The organism is Sporosarcina sp. UB5, from assembly GCF_050859005.1.
GTDB lineage: Bacteria > Bacillota > Bacilli > Bacillales_A > Planococcaceae > Sporosarcina.
Map to the genome: position 1 here is coordinate 2,209,141 of NZ_CP125984.1, position 18,342 is coordinate 2,227,482.

The 18,342-nt window shown below is 43.7% G+C and carries 18 protein-coding genes and 1 other annotated feature; of the genes, 14 read left to right on the top strand and 4 right to left on the bottom strand.

Going from position 1 to position 18,342, the window contains the following annotated elements:
• The first annotated feature begins 227 nt into the window (after window positions 1–227).
• From QM454_RS11205 to QM454_RS11215, 3 genes are all read left to right on the top strand, one after another.
• Window positions 228–809, top strand: coding sequence for a 3D domain-containing protein (locus tag QM454_RS11205; RefSeq protein WP_432357987.1), 582 nt, complete (start codon window positions 228–230; stop codon window positions 807–809).
• A gap of 108 nt (window positions 810–917) precedes the next feature.
• Window positions 918–1,085, top strand: a complete 168-nt coding sequence (locus tag QM454_RS11210; RefSeq protein WP_432357990.1) for a hypothetical protein — start codon at window positions 918–920, stop codon at window positions 1,083–1,085.
• Complete coding sequence (locus QM454_RS11215; protein ID WP_432357993.1) at window positions 1,085–1,813, top strand: SDR family NAD(P)-dependent oxidoreductase; 729 nt, start codon at window positions 1,085–1,087, stop codon at window positions 1,811–1,813. Before QM454_RS11210 ends, QM454_RS11215 begins: the two co-directional genes overlap by 1 nt.
• A 36-nt stretch (window positions 1,814–1,849) precedes the next feature.
• Here QM454_RS11215 and QM454_RS11220 read toward each other — a convergent pair whose 3' ends face one another.
• Together QM454_RS11220 and QM454_RS11225 are read right to left on the bottom strand one after the other, a co-directional pair.
• Window positions 1,850–2,449 carry a class I SAM-dependent methyltransferase gene (locus tag QM454_RS11220; RefSeq protein ID WP_432357995.1) on the bottom strand — a complete coding sequence of 200 codons (600 nt, stop codon included), beginning with the start codon at window positions 2,447–2,449 and terminating at the stop codon, window positions 1,850–1,852.
• Window positions 2,446–3,405, bottom strand: a complete 960-nt coding sequence (locus QM454_RS11225; protein ID WP_432357998.1) for a TIGR01212 family radical SAM protein — start codon at window positions 3,403–3,405, stop codon at window positions 2,446–2,448. The genes QM454_RS11220 and QM454_RS11225 overlap by 4 nt, the downstream gene beginning before the upstream one ends.
• Window positions 3,406–3,578: 173 nt before the next feature.
• On the opposite strand from QM454_RS11225, the gene QM454_RS11230 reads away from it, so the two are divergent.
• From QM454_RS11230 to leuS, 4 genes are all read left to right on the top strand, one after another.
• Entirely contained in the window at window positions 3,579–4,760 is a 1,182-nt protein-coding gene (locus tag QM454_RS11230; RefSeq protein WP_432363969.1) for an MDR family MFS transporter, read from the top strand.
• 107 nt (window positions 4,761–4,867) lie between these two features.
• Window positions 4,868–5,554, top strand: a complete 687-nt coding sequence (locus tag QM454_RS11235; RefSeq protein ID WP_432358001.1) for a CoA transferase subunit A — start codon at window positions 4,868–4,870, stop codon at window positions 5,552–5,554.
• A gap of 9 nt (window positions 5,555–5,563) precedes the next feature.
• Entirely contained in the window at window positions 5,564–6,208 is a 645-nt protein-coding gene (locus QM454_RS11240; protein WP_432358004.1) for a CoA transferase subunit B, read from the top strand.
• Between the two features lie 112 nt (window positions 6,209–6,320).
• Window positions 6,321–6,536, top strand: a binding site (T-box leader).
• A gap of 70 nt (window positions 6,537–6,606) precedes the next feature.
• Window positions 6,607–9,021 carry a leucine--tRNA ligase gene (gene leuS, locus QM454_RS11245; RefSeq protein WP_432358006.1) on the top strand — a complete coding sequence of 805 codons (2,415 nt, stop codon included), beginning with the start codon at window positions 6,607–6,609 and terminating at the stop codon, window positions 9,019–9,021.
• Window positions 9,022–9,079: 58 nt separating this feature from the next.
• Here leuS and QM454_RS11250 read toward each other — a convergent pair whose 3' ends face one another.
• Window positions 9,080–10,345 (bottom strand): NAD(P)/FAD-dependent oxidoreductase, encoded by a 1,266-nt coding sequence (locus QM454_RS11250; protein ID WP_432358007.1) that lies wholly within the window; start codon window positions 10,343–10,345, stop codon window positions 9,080–9,082.
• Between the two features lie 131 nt (window positions 10,346–10,476).
• Here QM454_RS11250 and QM454_RS11255 point away from each other — a divergent pair, with 131 nt between their 5' ends.
• Both QM454_RS11255 and QM454_RS11260 read left to right on the top strand, forming a co-directional pair.
• Window positions 10,477–12,093 (top strand): putative polysaccharide biosynthesis protein, encoded by a 1,617-nt coding sequence (locus QM454_RS11255; protein WP_432358010.1) that lies wholly within the window; start codon window positions 10,477–10,479, stop codon window positions 12,091–12,093.
• Window positions 12,094–12,096: 3 nt separating this feature from the next.
• Window positions 12,097–12,813 carry a pseudouridine synthase gene (locus QM454_RS11260; protein WP_432358013.1) on the top strand — a complete coding sequence of 239 codons (717 nt, stop codon included), beginning with the start codon at window positions 12,097–12,099 and terminating at the stop codon, window positions 12,811–12,813.
• A 156-nt stretch (window positions 12,814–12,969) separates the two neighbouring features.
• Here the strand turns inward: QM454_RS11260 and QM454_RS11265 are convergent, their stop codons facing one another.
• Entirely contained in the window at window positions 12,970–13,191 is a 222-nt protein-coding gene (locus tag QM454_RS11265) for a DeoR family transcriptional regulator (RefSeq protein ID WP_432358014.1), read from the bottom strand.
• Window positions 13,192–13,459: 268 nt separating this feature from the next.
• Here QM454_RS11265 and pepV point away from each other — a divergent pair, with 268 nt between their 5' ends.
• From pepV to QM454_RS11290, 5 genes are read left to right on the top strand one after another with little or no spacing between them, the layout of a single operon-like run.
• A complete protein-coding gene (gene pepV, locus QM454_RS11270) occupies window positions 13,460–14,872 on the top strand; it encodes a dipeptidase PepV (RefSeq protein ID WP_432363971.1) in 1,413 nt (470 codons plus the stop codon).
• Entirely contained in the window at window positions 14,869–15,723 is an 855-nt protein-coding gene (gene dat / locus QM454_RS11275; RefSeq protein WP_432358016.1) for a D-amino-acid transaminase, read from the top strand. Before pepV ends, dat begins: the two co-directional genes overlap by 4 nt.
• Window positions 15,724–15,756: 33 nt before the next feature.
• Window positions 15,757–16,743 carry a nuclease-related domain-containing protein gene (locus tag QM454_RS11280; RefSeq protein WP_432358019.1) on the top strand — a complete coding sequence of 329 codons (987 nt, stop codon included), beginning with the start codon at window positions 15,757–15,759 and terminating at the stop codon, window positions 16,741–16,743.
• A gap of 17 nt (window positions 16,744–16,760) precedes the next feature.
• Complete coding sequence (trmB, locus tag QM454_RS11285; RefSeq protein ID WP_432358022.1) at window positions 16,761–17,405, top strand: tRNA (guanosine(46)-N7)-methyltransferase TrmB; 645 nt, start codon at window positions 16,761–16,763, stop codon at window positions 17,403–17,405.
• A 24-nt stretch (window positions 17,406–17,429) separates the two neighbouring features.
• Window positions 17,430–18,278 carry a YtnP family quorum-quenching lactonase gene (locus QM454_RS11290; RefSeq protein ID WP_432358023.1) on the top strand — a complete coding sequence of 283 codons (849 nt, stop codon included), beginning with the start codon at window positions 17,430–17,432 and terminating at the stop codon, window positions 18,276–18,278.
• Window positions 18,279–18,342: the final 64 nt, after the last annotated feature.

Here is an 18,342-nt window from a genome sequence, read left to right on the forward strand (position 1 = left end):
AGAGGATGCGTATTTTGTCGATTGTTGTGCCATTCTGTGTGATGCGTTCGACATTGTAACAATTCTCTACTTGACGCTCAATAAAGGCTGTCGAGAGCAACTTTTCCCTATTCGTTCATTGTAATATTCACTTTTCTTTTGTAATGATAATGGATGCAAACTGTAACACCTGTGTAATACTTCCCTGCTAATCTATGAGTAGACTAAAAAGGCGGGGAGTAGAAAACTTGAGAAAACATATTGTGACGCTTATTTTTACAGTAGTTTTATTGATCGGCAGTACGACCGAAAGTTTTGCAGCTTCTTCAACGTATACGGTCAAAAAAGGTGATACGCTTTATAGTATTGCGGCAACGCATAATATCACTGTGAAAGAATTAAAAACATGGAATGATATTAAGTCCAACATCATTCATCCAAATCAAAATTTGAAGGTCGTTAAAACCGATACAAACGTTAATACAAAACCATCATCAAAAAAGGTTACTAAAACACCATCGCGATCCGACGATAATGTAGTTAAGGAATTTACGGTTTCTGCAAGTGCGTATACAGCGAACTGCAACGGCTGTTCAGGCATTACTTCTACAGGCATCAATTTGAAGCGTAACCCCGATGTGAAAGTCATTGCTGTCGATCCAGATGTTATTCCGTTAGGCACGAAAGTGTACGTGGAAGGATACGGGTATGCTATTGCTGGCGATACTGGCGGCGCGATTAAAGGAAATAAAATTGATGTCTTTTTCCCAAGTAAAAGCGATGCGTATAAATGGGGAAGGAAACAAGTGAAAATTAAAATATTGGAATGACTAGTTTGCTAATCCTTTCGTATTCGAGAGGATTGGCTTTATTAAATGCTCCAAACTCCTATCCATCATGGTAAACTGATGTAAAACGTGTGGAAATGGGGAGTGAAGATGGAGAAAAGAAGACTGATTATCGGTTTAATCGCTATTATTGCAATCGCATTGTACATTTGGATTGCTTATTTCGAGATTCCGGCAAAGGTGAAAATCGGGGAAGATAAGTTTCAAGAGGAATCATGGATGGCGGAAATCGACGCTTATATGAAGGGGGAAGACTGATGAACGTCTATATTGTTACGGGTGCATCAAGAGGAATTGGTTATGAATTGATGAGACAGTTGAAGTCGAGAGGGGACAAGGTTATCGGCATCGCCAGGACGAATGAAAACAAAGATGACGATATATTGACTGTCAATCTTTCACAGACTGATCACTTAGCTGAAATTGTTAGTAGCATTGTGGAAGAAAACATTTCAATCGCGAAATCATTCACACTTGTTAATAATGCGGGGACAGTTGAGCCGATTGGATTAGTTGGAACGATTGACGAAACGATGCTGAGTGAAGCACTTGCTGTTAATTTAACAGCTCCGATGATCCTTACGAATACTTTCATTTCAGCGCTTGAAAATTTTGAAGGCGAAAAAAAGGTTGTCAATATTTCTTCAGGGGCTGGTAGAAACCCGTATGAAGGATGGGGCGTTTATTGCACAACAAAAGCGGGTCTCGATCATTTCTCTCGTGTCGTATCGTTGGAGCAGGAAAATGCTAAATACCCGGTTAGCATTATTTCGATTGCCCCAGGAATTATTGACACAAGTATGCAGGCAACAATTCGGGCGAGCAATGCTGATGATTTCCCGCTACATAATCGTTTTGTAGACTACAAACAGCAAGGGCAGTTAAGCAGTGCGGAAGAGACAGCAAGAAAGCTTATTATCGTAATGGATCGCGATGACGTTAGCAAGATTGGTCCGGTAGCAGATATACGTCAAATTAGTGAATGAGAAAAGCTTGGAACTAAAACAGTTCCAAGCTTTTTCTTACTCCTCGACCCGTTCAACTTCATCAAAATCCCTTACTTTTTCGATTGCGATCAAAAATGGGGGATTTTTTCGTTGGTTGAGTAATTCATAACGGATGACGTGAACATCGGCTTGGTGGAGGGATTTTACATAGTCGAGCAATGCATCACGTTCTTCTACTCCGCCTTCATGGCCATCATAGACGGACACCGTAATAATTCCACCTTTTTTAAGCATGCCGAGTAGCTTCTCAATCGCTTCGATCGTAGAATCAGGTTTTGTAATAATGGACAAATCATCGCTGTATGGAAGATATCCTAAGTTGAACATCGCTCCACCAATCGGCTTGTCGATGTACTGATCGACATTGGCATGGCTGTCCAAAATCAATGTCGTACGGTCATTTAGTTTGTCCAATCTGTTTGAAGTTGCTTCGAGCGCTGCTTGCTGAATATCGAAAGCGAAGACACGCCCTTTTTCACCTACGAGTTCCGCTAGAAATAACGTGTCGTTCCCGTTTCCCGCAGTTGCGTCGACGACCGTTTCGCCCGGCAAAACAGTTTGACTAATGAGCCGTTTCGAAAAAGGCAAAACCCTGTGTAATAAAATCTCACTCATAACCGCTCAACCGCCTTTACGTAAAACTTTCCTTGATAGCTGTCTCGGCGCTTCAGTTCATTGTCGATGCCGTTAAGCACATCCCATTTTGATGCGCTCCACATCGGTCCAATCATTAAATCGAGCGGACCGTCTCCGGTAATTCTATGGACAATCATCTCAGGCGGTAAAATTTCAAGCTGATCAACGACGAGGTTAATATATTCATCCATTTCAAGGAACTCCAGCATTCCCTTTTCGTACTGTCTAACCATCGGCGTACCTTTCAGTAGATGCAATAAATGAATCTTAATGCCTTGCACATCAAGCTTCGCGACTTCTCTAGCTGTTTCCATCATCATTTCTAGATTTTCAAGCGGCATTCCGTTTATGATGTGGGTACAGACACGGATACCGTGCTTCCGCAATTTCTCTACACCTTCCACGTACGTCTTGAAATCGTGGGCTCGGTTTACCAATTTAGCGGTTTGTTCATGTACAGTTTGCAAACCTAACTCAACCCACAAATATGTTCGTTCATGTAGCTCGGCTAAATAGTCGACAACATCATCGGGCAGGCAATCAGGACGTGTACCGATGGATAGGCCGACGACTCCTGGTAGCGCAAGGGCCGCTTCGAACTTCTCTTTTAAAACGGGCAGCGGGGCATGTGTATTCGTATACGCTTGAAAATACGCGATATACTTACCGTCTTTCCATTTTTGGTGCATCTTATCACGGATTTCTGCAAATTGGACTTCGATTGGTTTTGCACGGTCTCCTGCAAAATCTCCAGAACCCGCGACACTGCAAAACGTGCAACCCCCGTAAGCGACTGTACCGTCGCGATTCGGACAATCAAATCCAGCATCTAGTGAAACTTTAAATATTTTCATTCCAAATTCGTCTTTTAAATGTCGTGACCATGTATGATACCGTTTCCCTTCTGTTGGAAACGGGTATATAAATTCATTCATTAATTTCAACTCCTCTAACAGTACATTGTACCACGTCGAATTCGATCAGTGTCATCTGAATTGTGGAACATATTTCGTTTTTGTTGTCTGAACTAAGGAAAAGGCATACACTCGAAATGGCTTTTTCTTATGGTTCATAGAGATTGGAGACAATAGTAATGCTTAAAATGGAAATACCTCATAAAGTTTGGTTGTTAATTATAGGAATGTTTGTAAACGTAATTGGAAACTCATTCCTCTGGCCTTTAAATACGATCTATATGCATGAATACCTCGGAAAATCGTTGGCGGTAGCTGGACTTGTTTTAATGGCGAATGCCGGTGCTGGTGTCGCTGGGAATTTGCTTGGCGGTTTTTTATTCGACAGAATCGGTGGCTATAAGTCAATTATGGTTGGTGTCATTATTTCGATTTTAGCGCTCGCTTATCTTGTGTACGATCATGATTGGTATCCATATATTATTTTGCTTACGGTGTTAGGATTTAGCGGTGGTATTATATTTCCGAGCATGTATGCGATGGTTGGATCCATTTGGCCTGAAGGCGGCAGGAAGGCATTTAACTCGATCTATTTAGCACAGAACGTCGGTGTCGCGATTGGACCCGCGCTTGCAGGTTTAATTGCCTCCGTTCAAATCGATTATATTTTCTCAGCGAACTTGATCTTTTATGTTATTTTTCTTTTCATTGTCTATTTTTGGTACAAAAAGCTGGAAATTACGCCTGGTCGTCATACAGACGTTATCCGTGAGACAACACGGATCAACAATAAAGCACCGTTTTATGCATTGCTCATTTTAGTCAGTGGTTATTTGATTACGTGGCTCGTATATACCCAATGGTCAACGACGATATCCACTCATGCATTATCGCTTGGCGTGACACTACGGGAATATAGTTTCATTTGGACGGTTAATGGATTGCTTATCGTTATTGGACAACCTCTCATTAAACCGCTCATTAAGCGACTTGAGAAGCAATTGAAAGCACAGATGGTCATTGGAACGGTCATTTTTATCATCTCTTTCATCGTTGTCAGTTTTGCAGGCTCTTTTAAAATGTTTATCGTGTCAATGGTCATTCTCACATTCGGAGAAATGATTGTTTGGCCGGCTATTCCAACTTTGGCTAGTAAGCTTGCACCTAAAGGAAGAAATGGATTTTACCAAGGTGTCGTCAACTCCGCAGCGACAGTTGGTCGGATGATTGGTCCTTTGGCAGGGGGAATCCTCGTTGAAATTTATGGCATGAAAATGATGCTTTTGCTTTTGACGAGCCTCATGGCTATTACAATCGTCACGACACTTCTATATGACTGGCCATTGAAAAGGGGACAAAAACCGGAAGTCCAATAGGGCTTTACGGTTTTTTTAGTTGTCCGAGATTGCGTCTAGACCAATAGTTTGATTAAATGAATAGTAGGTAGTTGTTTTTTCTAAAGGATTTAAAGGGGGAATGTTAGATGAAACCGATTTATACAACAGCAATGGAAGCGATTTCGCAAATTGAAGACGGCTCCACGATAATGGTTGGAGGCTTCGGACTTGTCGGAATCCCGGAGCAACTCATTTTGGCACTCGTCGAAAAAGGCGTTAAAGATTTGACGATTATTTCGAATAATTGTGGAGTGGACGAATGGGGTCTCGGCCTATTATTGAAAGAAAAGCAGATTAAAAAGATGATTGGTTCGTATGTAGGAGAAAACAGGGAATTCGAACGCCAAGTGTTATCAGGCGAAATCGAAGTCGAACTGACTCCACAAGGCACACTCGCTGAAAAGATTCGTGCTGGCGGCGCAGGAATTCCTGCATTTTACACACCGGCTGGAGTAGGAACGACAGTAGCGGACGGAAAAGAAATAAGAGTGTTTAACGGTAAGGAATATGTCCTTGAAGAAGCGCTCGTCGCTGATTTTGCACTGATTCGGGCAGCGAAAGCGGATAAAATTGGAAACTTGATTTATAACAAGACTGCCCAAAACTTCAATCCGATGATGGCGGCGGCAGGAAAGATTACAATTGCAGAAGTGGAAGAAATCGTTGAGACAGGGGATCTTGACCCGGCAACAATTCATACACCGAGCATCTACGTGCAAGGCCTTTTACAAGCGGAACAGGAAAAACGAATAGAGCGATTAACGACTCGATAAGGGAAGGGGATGTTCACAATGAATTTCAGAGAGAGAATTGCTAGGCGTGCTGAAAAGGAAATCAATGACGGCGATTACGTAAACCTTGGCATTGGAATGCCGACATTGGTCGCTAACTATATCTCAGAAGACAAGACGGTTGTGCTTCAGTCGGAAAACGGCCTCCTTGGTATCGGTCCATATCCGACGGAAGACGAAGTCGATCCTGATTTGATTAATGCGGGCAAAGAAACGGTAACGACAATCCCAGGATCCGCATTTTTCGATAGTGCAGAATCGTTCGCGATGATCCGCGGAGGCCATGTCGATGTGGCGATCCTTGGCGGCATGGAAGTGTCCGAAAAAGGAGACTTGGCGAACTGGATGATTCCAGGAAAGATGATCAAAGGAATGGGCGGGGCGATGGACCTCGTACATGGCGCTAAAAAGATCATCGTCATTATGGACCACGTCGCGAAAGACGGCTCTCCAAAGATTAAGAAAGAATGCACATTGCCGTTGACAGGAAAAGGCGTCGTTCATAAAATTATTACGGAACGTGCCCTAATCGACGTGACACCGGACGGATTAGAATTGAAAGAAGTATTCGAAGGATTTACAGTTGAAGACGTTATTAATTCGACAGAAGCGGAATTGAAAGTGAATATTAATTGATTGTCACATACCAAGTCCTCACTTATGGACTTGGTATTTTTTAATCTATTAAATTCATGGAGTTGTAAAATGTAACACTTTCGGGTACACTACAATAAACTGAATTCAAATAGCGTTGGCGTTGATGAGGAATAGTAATCGGTCCGGTCGGTTGAAGAGAGCAGGCGGTTTGGTGCAAGCCTGTACGACTACGGTGAACTCGCCTTTGAGCCTGCATCGGTGAATGAAAAGTAGCCAGTGCCGTTTTCCGCGTTAAGGAAACAAGTTGGGCGGCATTGCCGTCAATTTGGGTGGCACCGCGGGAGTACATATACCTCTCGTCCCTTATCTTTTAAGGGACGAGAGTTTTTTATTTCCGCAAAAACGCGATTTGAATGTAATGGAAGGAATGAACAAAGATGAGTTATAAGCATGTAGAGATTGAAAAGAAATGGCAACAATATTGGAACGACAATAAGACGTACAAAATGGTCAACGACGATTCGAAGCCGAAGTTCTATGCGCTCGATATGTTCCCATATCCTTCTGGAGCAGGGCTTCACGTTGGTCATCCACTAGGGTATATCGCGACAGATATTTTAAGTTCATTCAAACGGAAGCAAGGCTATAATGTCCTTCACCCGATGGGATGGGATGCTTTCGGATTGCCGGCTGAACAATATGCGATCGATACGGGGAATGACCCGGCGGAATTCACTGCGAAAAATATCGCGACGTTCAAGCGTCAAATGAACGATCTAGGTTTTTCTTACGACTGGGATCGTGAAGTGAATACGACAGATCCGAAATATTATAAATGGACGCAATGGATATTCATCCAATTGTATAAAAAGGGCTTGGCGTACATCGATGAAGTGCCTGTCAACTGGTGTCCGGCACTTGGAACAGTCCTTGCGAACGAGGAAGTAATCGACGGTAAGTCTGAGCGTGGCGGTCATCCGGTTGAACGCCGTCCGATGCGCCAATGGGTATTGCGCATAACGGAATATGCAGATCGTTTGCTTGAGGATCTTGACGAACTTGATTGGCCAGAAAGCTTGAAAGATATGCAGCGCAACTGGATTGGACGCTCTGAAGGTGCTCAGTTGACGTTTGACATTGACGGAACGGATCTTTCATTCCAAGCATTCACGACACGCCCGGATACAATCTTCGGTGCGACGTATGCTGTCCTTGCTCCTGAGCACAAGCTAGTTGAACAAATTACGACAGCAGAGCAAAAGAAAGCTGTTGAAGCGTATCTCGATAAAGTGAAAACGAAAAGCGACTTAGAGCGTACTGATCTTGCGAAAGAGAAGACGGGCGTGTTCACTGGCGCTTACGCAATTAATCCTGCAAGCGGTGAAAAAATGCCGATCTGGATTGCGGATTATGTCCTTGCAAGCTATGGAACGGGCGCAATTATGGCGGTTCCTGCCCATGACGAACGCGATTACGAGTTTGCAAAAGAATTTGATTTGCCAATCGTTGAAGTTGTTGCGGGCGGAGATATTTCAAAAGAACCGTATACAGGCGACGGCGAGCATATTAACTCTGATTTCTTGAACGGGCTAGGGAAAGACGAAGCGATTGAAAAAGCGATTGCATGGTTCGTTGAAAATGGTAAAGGCGAGAAGAAAATTACGTATCGTTTACGCGATTGGCTATTCTCCAGACAGCGTTATTGGGGTGAACCGATTCCGATCATCCATTGGGAAGACGGCTCAATGACTCCTGTCGATGAATCTGAATTGCCGTTAATGTTACCAAAGACAGATAACATCAAGCCGAGCGGAACAGGCGAATCGCCACTTGCGAATATTGAAGAGTGGGTTAATGTCGTCGATCCGGATACCGGCATGAAAGGCCGCCGGGAAACAAATACGATGCCGCAATGGGCAGGAAGCTGCTGGTACTACTTGCGCTATATCGATCCGGATAATGACGAGATGCTAATTGATCCGAAACTTGCAGAACGTTGGTTACCGGTCGACATTTACGTCGGTGGCGCAGAGCATGCGGTACTTCACCTTCTATATGCGCGCTTCTGGCATAAAGTGCTTTACGATATCGGAGTTGTCCCGACGAAAGAGCCATTCCAGAAGTTGTTCAACCAAGGAATGATTCTTGGAGAAGGCCATGTGAAAATGTCCAAGTCGCTTGGCAACGTCATTAATCCTGACGACATCGTTCATTCACACGGTGCAGATACACTTCGTTTATACGAAATGTTCATGGGACCGCTTGAAGCTTCAAAAGAATGGTCGACAAACGGCTTAGATGGATCCCGTCGTTTCTTAGATCGCATTTGGCGTCTATTCGTCAATGAAGACGGAACGCTAAGCTCGAAAATTGGCGGAGAGCCAGGCGGGACGCTTGAAAAGGTGTACCACCAAACCGTGAAGAAAGTGACGGAAGACTTTGAAGGAATGCGCAACAACACTGCCATTTCACAAATGATGGTGTTCATCAATGAAGCTTATAAAGCCGACTCAATTCCAAAAGAATTCGTCGAAGGCTTCGTCATTATGATTTCACCAATCACTCCGCATCTAGCTGAAGAGCTATGGGAGAAGCTAGGCCATAATGAAACGATTTCGTATGTCGCATGGCCGACGTACGATGAGTCGAAACTATTCGATGACACAGTCGAAGTCGCGGTTCAAATTAACGGAAAAGTCCGCGCGAAAATCGATGTCGCTAAAGACATTACGAAAGAAGAGCTTGAAAAAGTGGCTCTTGCTGACGAAACTGTGAAGGAATGGATTGACGGGAAAGAATTGAAAAAAGTCATCGCAATTCCGGGCAGATTAGTTAACATCGTAGCTATCTAATTGGAAATAAAGAAATCCGCGGAAAAGGATACGTCCTCTCCGCGGATTTTTTTATTTATTATTCACCATTCGCAAACGCTCCGGCATTCATTCCGGCGATTCGTCCTGTAACGAGAGCGGACGTAATATTATATCCACCCGTATAGCCATGGATATCTAAAATCTCTCCGCAGAAATATAGCCCATCTTTTTTCCTCGATGCCATCGTTTTCGGCTCAATCTCCTTCGTTGAGACGCCTCCGCCTGTAACGAACGCTTTTTCAATCGGTTGCGTTCCATTTACAGTCATCGGGAACCCTTTCAGCAATCCCGCAAGCTTGCGAATCTTTTCATTGGATAAGCCAGCACCGATATCGGCTTGGTCGATTCCTGCTCTATCAAATAAAAATAACAGCCACCGCTCCGGCGCAAGACCTTTCAAGCTGTTTTTAACAGCTTTTTTAGGATCTTCTTTCAACATCGCTTGAATCATTTGGAAAGCCTTTTCCTCATTCATCGATGGCAACGAGTCAATACGCATATCGACCGGCTGTTTGCCGTTTTTCATCTGCTCCTTTACTACAAACTGGCTGCATCGTAAAATCGCGGGACCGCTTAACCCGAAATGGGTGAATAGCATATCCATCTGATGGGTAATTAGCGTTTTTCCTTTCGCATTTAAAACGGAAACAGCCACATCGCGCAACGCCAGTCCTTGCAATTCATTCGTATGGATAAAAGGCTCGTCCGATAATAACGGCACCTCTGTAGGATACAGGTCCGTCACAGTATGGCCTGCCTTTTCCGCCCACGGGTATCCGTCACCAGTACTTCCGGTTTGCGGAACTGCCTTTCCACCTACTGCGACAACGACCGCCTTCGAACGAATTTCTTCACCGTCTTCTAGTCGTACGCCTAAAATCCGCTCATCGTCCATTAATAATTTTTTCACACGTGTCGACAACCTTACTTCTACATGTAACCGATCCATTTCTGAAAGCAACGCATTGACGACGTCCTTCGATTTATTCGAGACAGGGAACATTCGGCCATGATCCTCTTCTTTCAATGGAACGCCTAGCCCTTCAAAAAATGCAATGATATCCTCGTTATTGAAGACGGAAAATGGGCCGTATAAAAACCGTCCATTGCCAGGGATGTTTTTCACGATTTCTTCCAAAGGCAAACGGTTCGTTACATTACACCGTCCACCGCCAGAGATGGATAGTTTATTTCCAAGCTTTTTCCCTTTATCTAGAAGAAGGACTTTTCTTCCGTTTTCAGCTGCAGCGATCGAGGCCATCAGTCCAGAGGGACCCCCGCCGATGATTATGACGTCATACATATATGGAACCACACTTTCAGTTTTTCTTCATTATACATGGATAAGCTCGTTAATCATTGTGAAAAGTCCCGCCGGGGGGTAAACTAGTTAGTAGCTTTGTTGAGCAGTTCTTAAGATTGGAAGGATCAAATATGTCATCAAACCTTGTGAAAGGCACGGCTATTTTAACGATCGGCCTGTTTTTATCGAAAGCGCTCGGTCTTTTGTACGTCATTCCATTTTATGCAATTGTAGGGGAAGAGAATATTGGTTTGTATCAATACGCTTATATCCCATACAATTTAGCTTTGGCGGTTGCAATTTCTGGAGCGCCGCTTGCGATATCAAAATTCATATCAAAATATAATGCGATGGGCGATTATGCAACGGGCCGGAAGTTAATGAAATCTGGGATGCTTATTATGTTGCTGTCGGGCGTCCTATCGTTTTTGGTTCTCTTTTTCATGGCGGAACCGATTGCCCATCTCGTACGGAAAAGCGATGATCAGATTTTCACTATTGAAGAAATTACATCTGTCATTCGCTGGGTTAGCTTTGCGTTGCTGGCAGTTCCATTAATGAGCATCGTTCGCGGATATTTGCAAGGGAACCAGAAATTCGAGCCGACATCCGTCTCGCAACTTGTCGAGCAGATTGTCAGAATACTGGTAGTTCTTATCGGCGGTTTTATCGTAGTAAATGTGTTAGATCTGTCTCCACGGACAGCGGTGAATTTCGCTGTGTTTGCAGCATTCATCGGTGCGCTTGCCGGTCTCGTCGTCCTATATCGATATTGGATGAAGTACAAACCGGAATTCAGCAAGCTTTATGAAAGTAGTCCACCTGCTAGCAATGTCACTTTTCTCGATATGTATAAAGAAGTAATTGGGTATACGATTCCGTTTGTCCTCGTCGGTGTTATCAATCCTTTATATCAATTTATTGATATGATCACGTTCAATGGTGCGATGTACTCTATCGGACTCGATGCAGTAACGGATGTTTATTTAACGATGCTAAACTTTCTCACCCATAAAGTCGTTATGATTCCAGTTATGGTCGCGACAGGATTTTCAATGGCGCTCATTCCAGTCATTACGGGCTATTATACGAAGAACGATCAGAAGGGCATAACGCGTTCATTGGACCAGACATTTCAAATCATGCTCTATTTAACCGTTCCAATGGTTCTTGGACTAATCGTCCTTTCGAATGAAATCTATACATTCCTTTACAGTAAAAGTCTTGTCGGTTCGGGTATATTAGCGTCATATGCACCCGTCGCAATACTGTTCGGCCTTTACTCAGTGACTGCAGCAATCCTCCAAGGAATTGATAGACATAAATGGATTGTTTTCACTTCACTGACGGGACTATTATTCAAAATGATTTTGAATATCCCGCTCATTAAGCTTTTTCAAGTGAACGGGGCGATTGCTGCTACGGCGATCGGATATGCAATTGCTGTAGGTATTAATATTTATGTTATTTCAAGAGTTCTTCATTACCGTTCGAATATGGTGTTCAGGCGACTGATTCTCATCGGTATTTTTAATGTAATTATGTTCATCGCTGTTCACTTTACGTTGAAAGGTTTGCTTGCTATCAGCCCTGTTGACGGTAAGATGCAGGCGTTCCTTTATGTTATGATTTGTGCGTTCGTAGGAGTAGTTGTATACGGAGCGCTTTCGTTGAAATCGGGACTAGCGCAAAAGTTGTTCGGCGACCGATTGACGAGGATTACAAAGAAGTTTGGTTTTGGAGGGTAAACGATGCGTCTCGATAAATTATTGGCAAATATGGGATATGGATCCCGCAAGGAAGTACGTCAGCTATTGAAGAAAGGCGCGGTACGTGTGAATGCCGAACCGGTAAAAGACGCGGCGCTTCATGTAGATCCGGAAAAGGATGAAGTAACAATCCTCGGTGAACGGGTTGTCTATAAGGAATTCATCTATTTGATGTTAAATAAACCACAAGGCGTCATCTCCGCGACGGAGGATGACAGAGACCGTACTGTTATCGATCTGCTGGATGGGGAACATCGACATTTCGAACCGTTCCCAGTAGGGAGACTCGATAAAGATACGGAAGGGTTTTTATTAATTACGAATGACGGCAAACTTGCGCATGAATTATTATCACCAAAAAAGGAAGTTCCAAAGACGTATTACGCCCATATTAATAGTCCGGTCGATGAAACGGATATCGAAAGGTTTGCAGAAGGGTTAACGTTGGACGACGGCTATTTCACAAAGCCAGGGCAGCTTCGCATCTTACATTCAGGTGATACGTCGGAAATTGAGCTGACGATTACTGAAGGGAAGTTCCATCAAGTGAAGCGGATGTTCGAAGCGGTAGGAAAGAGGGTCGTCTACTTGAAGCGTTTGTCGATGGGACCGTTGGAGCTAGATGAATCATTACGATTAGGGGAATACAGGGAGTTGACTGAAGACGAAGTCGCGATGCTCCGCAATGAAAAAGGCTGAACCTAAATGGGGTTCAGCTTTTTTCGTAATTGAAGTGTCATCTAGCTACGGGTGGCAACTGCTCGGGTCATAAGTCAGCATCGCTGCACGGCAAAGTTCGCCGTTTTGCGAATCCGCCTTATGCCTGTCACAGTTAACCGCCACCCTCCGCTTTTGTTACGAGGGTAATTTAACTTTTTTCTTAGTTGTCGTCCATTTTCCGCGTGATGGGCTTGTAATAAGCTCGTTGTATTCAAGGACATTTAAGTCCCTTTGCGCTGTGCGGTTTGTAATGCCAAATTCTTCAACGACATTTTCCGTTGTGACAATACCCCTGTCAAGGATATATAAATAGACATCCTTGATGCGGGTAAGCATACGACCAGTAGCTGGATTCAACTGTGGAACCACTCCTTCATCTTCATTTTCCAAAAACGATGGGCATGAGACTGTTGAATGTACCCTAGGTTAGTTGAAATAGCCCCCGACAATGCACTCCTTTCATCAGAATGTTGCTCGAGATGCAATGTTCTGACAATATTATTATAACTCATTTTTGTTAATAGTGCATGAATTTTTTGTAAAAGTTTTTGTTAGAACGTTTAGCACTTTATTTTCTTAGCTGAACGTGTGAAAATAGGGTATTAGGAAAGAGGTGCTTGGATTGGTGAATTGGGAAGAAAAAGTGTTAGGAAGAGAAAGCATTCTACTTAATGATTTGAAACAATTGGTTGCCATTCCGTCCGTACTTGATGAAAGCTTGGCGACTGAAGATGCACCGTTCGGACCAGAGCCGAAGCGAGCGCTCGATTGGCTTTTGGAGGAAGGTAGAAAAGCAGGATTCACTGTGAAGAATATTGATAATATGGCTGGCCATATTGAAATGGGTGAAGGGAATGAGTTGCTCGGAATCCTTTGTCATGTTGATGTTGTACCAGCTGGCGGAAACTGGACATACGGCCCATTCGACGGCACTGTGAACGACGGGAAATTGTTCGGACGTGGTGCAATTGATGATAAGGGGCCGACAATCGCTGCTTGGCATGCGATGAAATTGGTGAAAGAAGCTGGCATTCCTTTACATAAGAGAGTCCGGCTCATTATCGGAACAGATGAAGAAAGTGGCTTCCGCTGTGTGAAGAGGTATTTTGAAAAGGAAGAGATGCCGACAATCGGGTTTGCTCCAGACGCTGACTTCCCAATCATCAACGCTGAAAAAGGGATTTCGACGTTGGTCTTTACTCAAAAGGTAGAAAAAGCGGATGACCAGCTTCTTCATTTCAAATCGGGGGACAGGACGAATATGGTTCCTGATCATGCAGAAGCAGTTATTAGCAAACCGCTTTCAGAAATCGAAGAGCAATTTAACAGCTTTATGGAAAAATATGATTTCGCAGCTTCTGCTCTTGAAGACGAGCCTAGTACTACAGTCATACGCGTGAGCGGCAAGTCCGCGCATGCGATGGAACCTGATAACGGCGTAAATGCAGCCGTACACCTTGCGTCATTCTTGAATACAATCTTCGTAGAAGGTGAATCAAAGCAGTTCACCCAATTCATTGTTGACGCGTTTGGAACGGAAACGCGTGGAAGATATTTAGAATTAGCTTATAATGATGAAGTGTCCGGCGATACGACATTAAATGCAGGTATCGTTTCGTTCAATCCAAAAGAAGGCGGCCAAGTGCATGTGAGTATGCGATATTCCGTCACGTATCCGTTTGACGAGAAAATTGGAACTTGCAACGATCGACTGAAAGGGACATCATTTACTATGGAAGTGAAGTCCAACTCGAAGCCGCATCATGTCGATGCAAATGACCCATTCATTCAAACTTTGCAAAAGATTTACACGTCTTATACGGGTGAAGAGGCTGAACTATTGGCAATTGGTGGTGGCACATATGCGCGTGTACTTGATAAAGGAGTCGCGTTCGGCATGCTCTTCCCAGGAAGGGAAGATGTCGCACACCAAGCGGATGAATATGTATATATAGAGGACTTATTAAAGGCGACAGCTATTTACACGGAAGCAATTAGCCGTTTAGCGTCCAATGAAGGGGAAGGGGAAAACAAATGACAATTTATTTTATTGATGGCCAATTTACAAAGAAGGATAGCTTGAACATTTCGATAGATGACAGAGGATATTACTTTGGCGATGGGGTTTATGAAGTCGTAAAAGTGTATGACGGTGAACTGTTTACTGCTGAAGAACATATCGAGAGGCTATTTCAAAGTGCATCGAAAATTAAGTTAGCAATTCCATATTCGGAACAGCAGCTAATCGACATTGCAAAGGAATTGGTAAAGGCGAACGATGTTAAGACTGGCCATGTTTATATGCAAGTTACGCGCGGCGCATCTCCGCGGGTTCATCAGTTCCCTGAACTTGCAGTGACGCCTGTTGTGACCGGCTACGCAATCCATAGTCCAAGGCCTATAAAAAATATTGAAGGCGGCGTTTCGGTGAAAACGGTTGAAGATGTCCGCTGGCTCCGTTGCGATATTAAAAGCTTAAACTTACTGGCTAATGTCCTTGCGAAACAAGAAGCTCACGAGGCGGACTGTACAGAAGCAATCTTCATCCGTGATGGAGTTGTGACGGAAGGGTCATCTTCCAACGCATTCGGTGTGAAAGATGGGGTAGTTATTACACATCCTGCAACGAATCTCATTTTGAACGGAATTACAAGACGAGTTGTATTGGAGCTTTGCAAGGAGTTAGGCATTTCTGTTGAAGAGAGAGGATTTACGCACGACGAGATGAATGAGATGGATGAGTTTTTCATTACGTCAACGACATCCGAAATCACTCCTGTCGTCAATATCGACGGAAAAGCGGTTGGTTCTGGTACACCAGGAGACGTAACGAAAAAGCTACAGGAAGCATTCGCGAGGCAGATTCCGTTGTCCGTAGCGCGTGATTGAAGAACATTGTCATACTGATCGGAGTGGATGAAATTGGCGCAACTCGTCAAACTGCTTGATTATGTATCTCGCTACGAAAGTGATCTATCACGCTATCCGACACAATATATTCGATTGAAAAACGCCCAATGGGAACGGATGAAAACTCAATGGGAGCATGGAGTGGACCTTTCTGATAGGACGCCTATCCATGAAGAAACTGAGGAGCAAGCCGAAGAGGGGAAATGGTACACCCCTCTTACCCGTTTGTTCGGCAGTCGAAAAGGACGTGCAGACGAAGAAGAGCTGTTAGAGACGAACAATGATGGACAAGATGATGTAAATGGATTAGATTTTAATCCACATATTATTTACAATCCTGAAACCGTTATGGAGCTTCGAAAGTTGTATTTGGACCAGTTATTCCATTTTCAATTGAAATGGGCAAGCTCGACAATGATGGAAAAATCCAATCTGGATGCGGCTTTTATGAGGGATTCACTGCTCAGAAGCTTCACCCAACAACTTCCTGACAGCTATCTTCTGTTCTATTATCCGATTTTGAAAGTGAAAAAAGCACCCGTTGAACTCGACATTATTCTCATTACTCCGATTGAATGTTTTTGCATCACGGTGTTGGAAGCGGAAAATGCCGCAGCATTTATCGGAGATGGAGATCGGTTTTGGACGAAGAAATACGGGGAAATGGAATCTAGAGTATTGAATCCCCTAATAGGGTTGACCAGGATGGAGAAAATAGTTTCGGGGATTTTTGCGGCGAAAGAAGTCGATTTCCCTATAAAGAAAATGGTCATTTCAAGAAATGGTTATATCGACTATCCAGGGGTTCCTTTTGATACACATATAATAGATCGAAGAACGTACGAAGATTGGTTCGCGTCCATCCGGAAATCGACAGTACCAATGAAGTTTAACCAATTTAAAGCTGCACAATCGATATTGGATATTGGACAAACGACTGCAGTGAGTAGGCTATTTGAAGAGCAGATAGAGCAAGGACAACATGAAACTAATGAATAGAAATGAGTGTAATGATTATGCGGCTACGCAATAAACCGTGGGCAAAAGACTTCATGGCAGAGCATCCCGATGCCTTAATCCATGAAGATGAAGGAACAGCAAAAGATTGGCAAAAAGTCTTTGGTAATGAAAATCCGATCCATGTAGAAGTCGGAACAGGTAAAGGGCAATTTATTATCGGAATGGCTCTAGCGAATCCAGACGTCAACTATATCGGAATCGAACATTTTGATAATGTCATCGTATCCGCTTTGGAAAAGGTCATCGAGGCAGAAAAGCCTGCAAACCTAAGACTTCTAAGAGCTAATGGCGCGAATTTGGAGGGGTTATTCCAAGCTGGAGAATTAGACCGAATCTACTTGAACTTCTCTGATCCATGGCCGAAATCTCGCCATGCAAAACGCCGATTGACCCATGAATCATTTTTGGCCCGCTATGAGACCGTGCTGAGAAAAAATGGGGAAATCCACTTCAAAACTGACAACAGGAAGCTATTCGAGTACTCGCTCGTATCCATGTCAGCTTACGGGATGATTCTGCAAGACGTGTCACTCGACTTGCATGAGGAAATGCCTGAAGACAATATTATGACTGAATATGAAGAGAAGTTTTCAGCGAAGGGGCAGCCAATCTACCGTTTGGAAGCAATGTTCACTAATTAAGGCGCGAGAAAGGGGATGTTTTGTTTGGATACATATACTTTTCACGATATGAAACTTGTTTGGCTTGATGGGGGAGTTAGCTTTCTCGACGGCGGCACGATGTTTGGGGTTGTTCCAAAAGCGCTATGGTCGCGTAAATATGAAGTCGATGAAAATAATTTAATAGAGCTACGTTCGGATCCTATATACATTTCCTACGAAGGGAAGCATATCCTCATAGACTCAGGAATTGGAAAAGGGAAACTATCGGACAAGCAGAAACGCAATCTAGGTGTCCGTGCTGAAACGAGAGTGGAAGAAAGTTTGACGGAACTCGGACTGACGCCTGCCGATATCGATATTGTCCTTATGACACATTTGCATAACGACCACGCTGCAGGATTGACAGCTTGGGCGGACGATAATGAGCTTGTGTCGGTTTTTCCGAATGCGGAAATTCATGTTTCACAAGTCGAATGGGATGAGATGAGGAATCCTAATATCCGTTCGAGAAATGCATATTGGAAAGAGAATTGGGAGCCTATCCAGCATCAGGTGAAGACATTCGAAGGTAAGGCGGAAGTCTTGCCAGGTATCGAAATGATCCATACCGGAGGCCATAGTGACGGACATAGTGTAATTAAACTGACCCAAAACGGAGAAACAATCTTGCATATGGGTGACATTATGCCGACGCATGCCCATAGCAATCCGTTATGGGTGTTAGCTTACGACGATTACCCGATGACTTCAATATTCGCGAAGGAAAAGCTTATGAATGAAGCGTTACCAAACGGGTATCGTTTTATCTTTTATCACGATGCGGTTTATCGTCTCGTCCGGTGGGATGAAAGCGGCAAAGAAGTTACTGAATCAGTCGAATGTACATTATAAGGCATAATAAAAAAGGAACAGGTGGAGGAGAACATTTTTATGTTCTTTCACTTGTTCCTTTTGC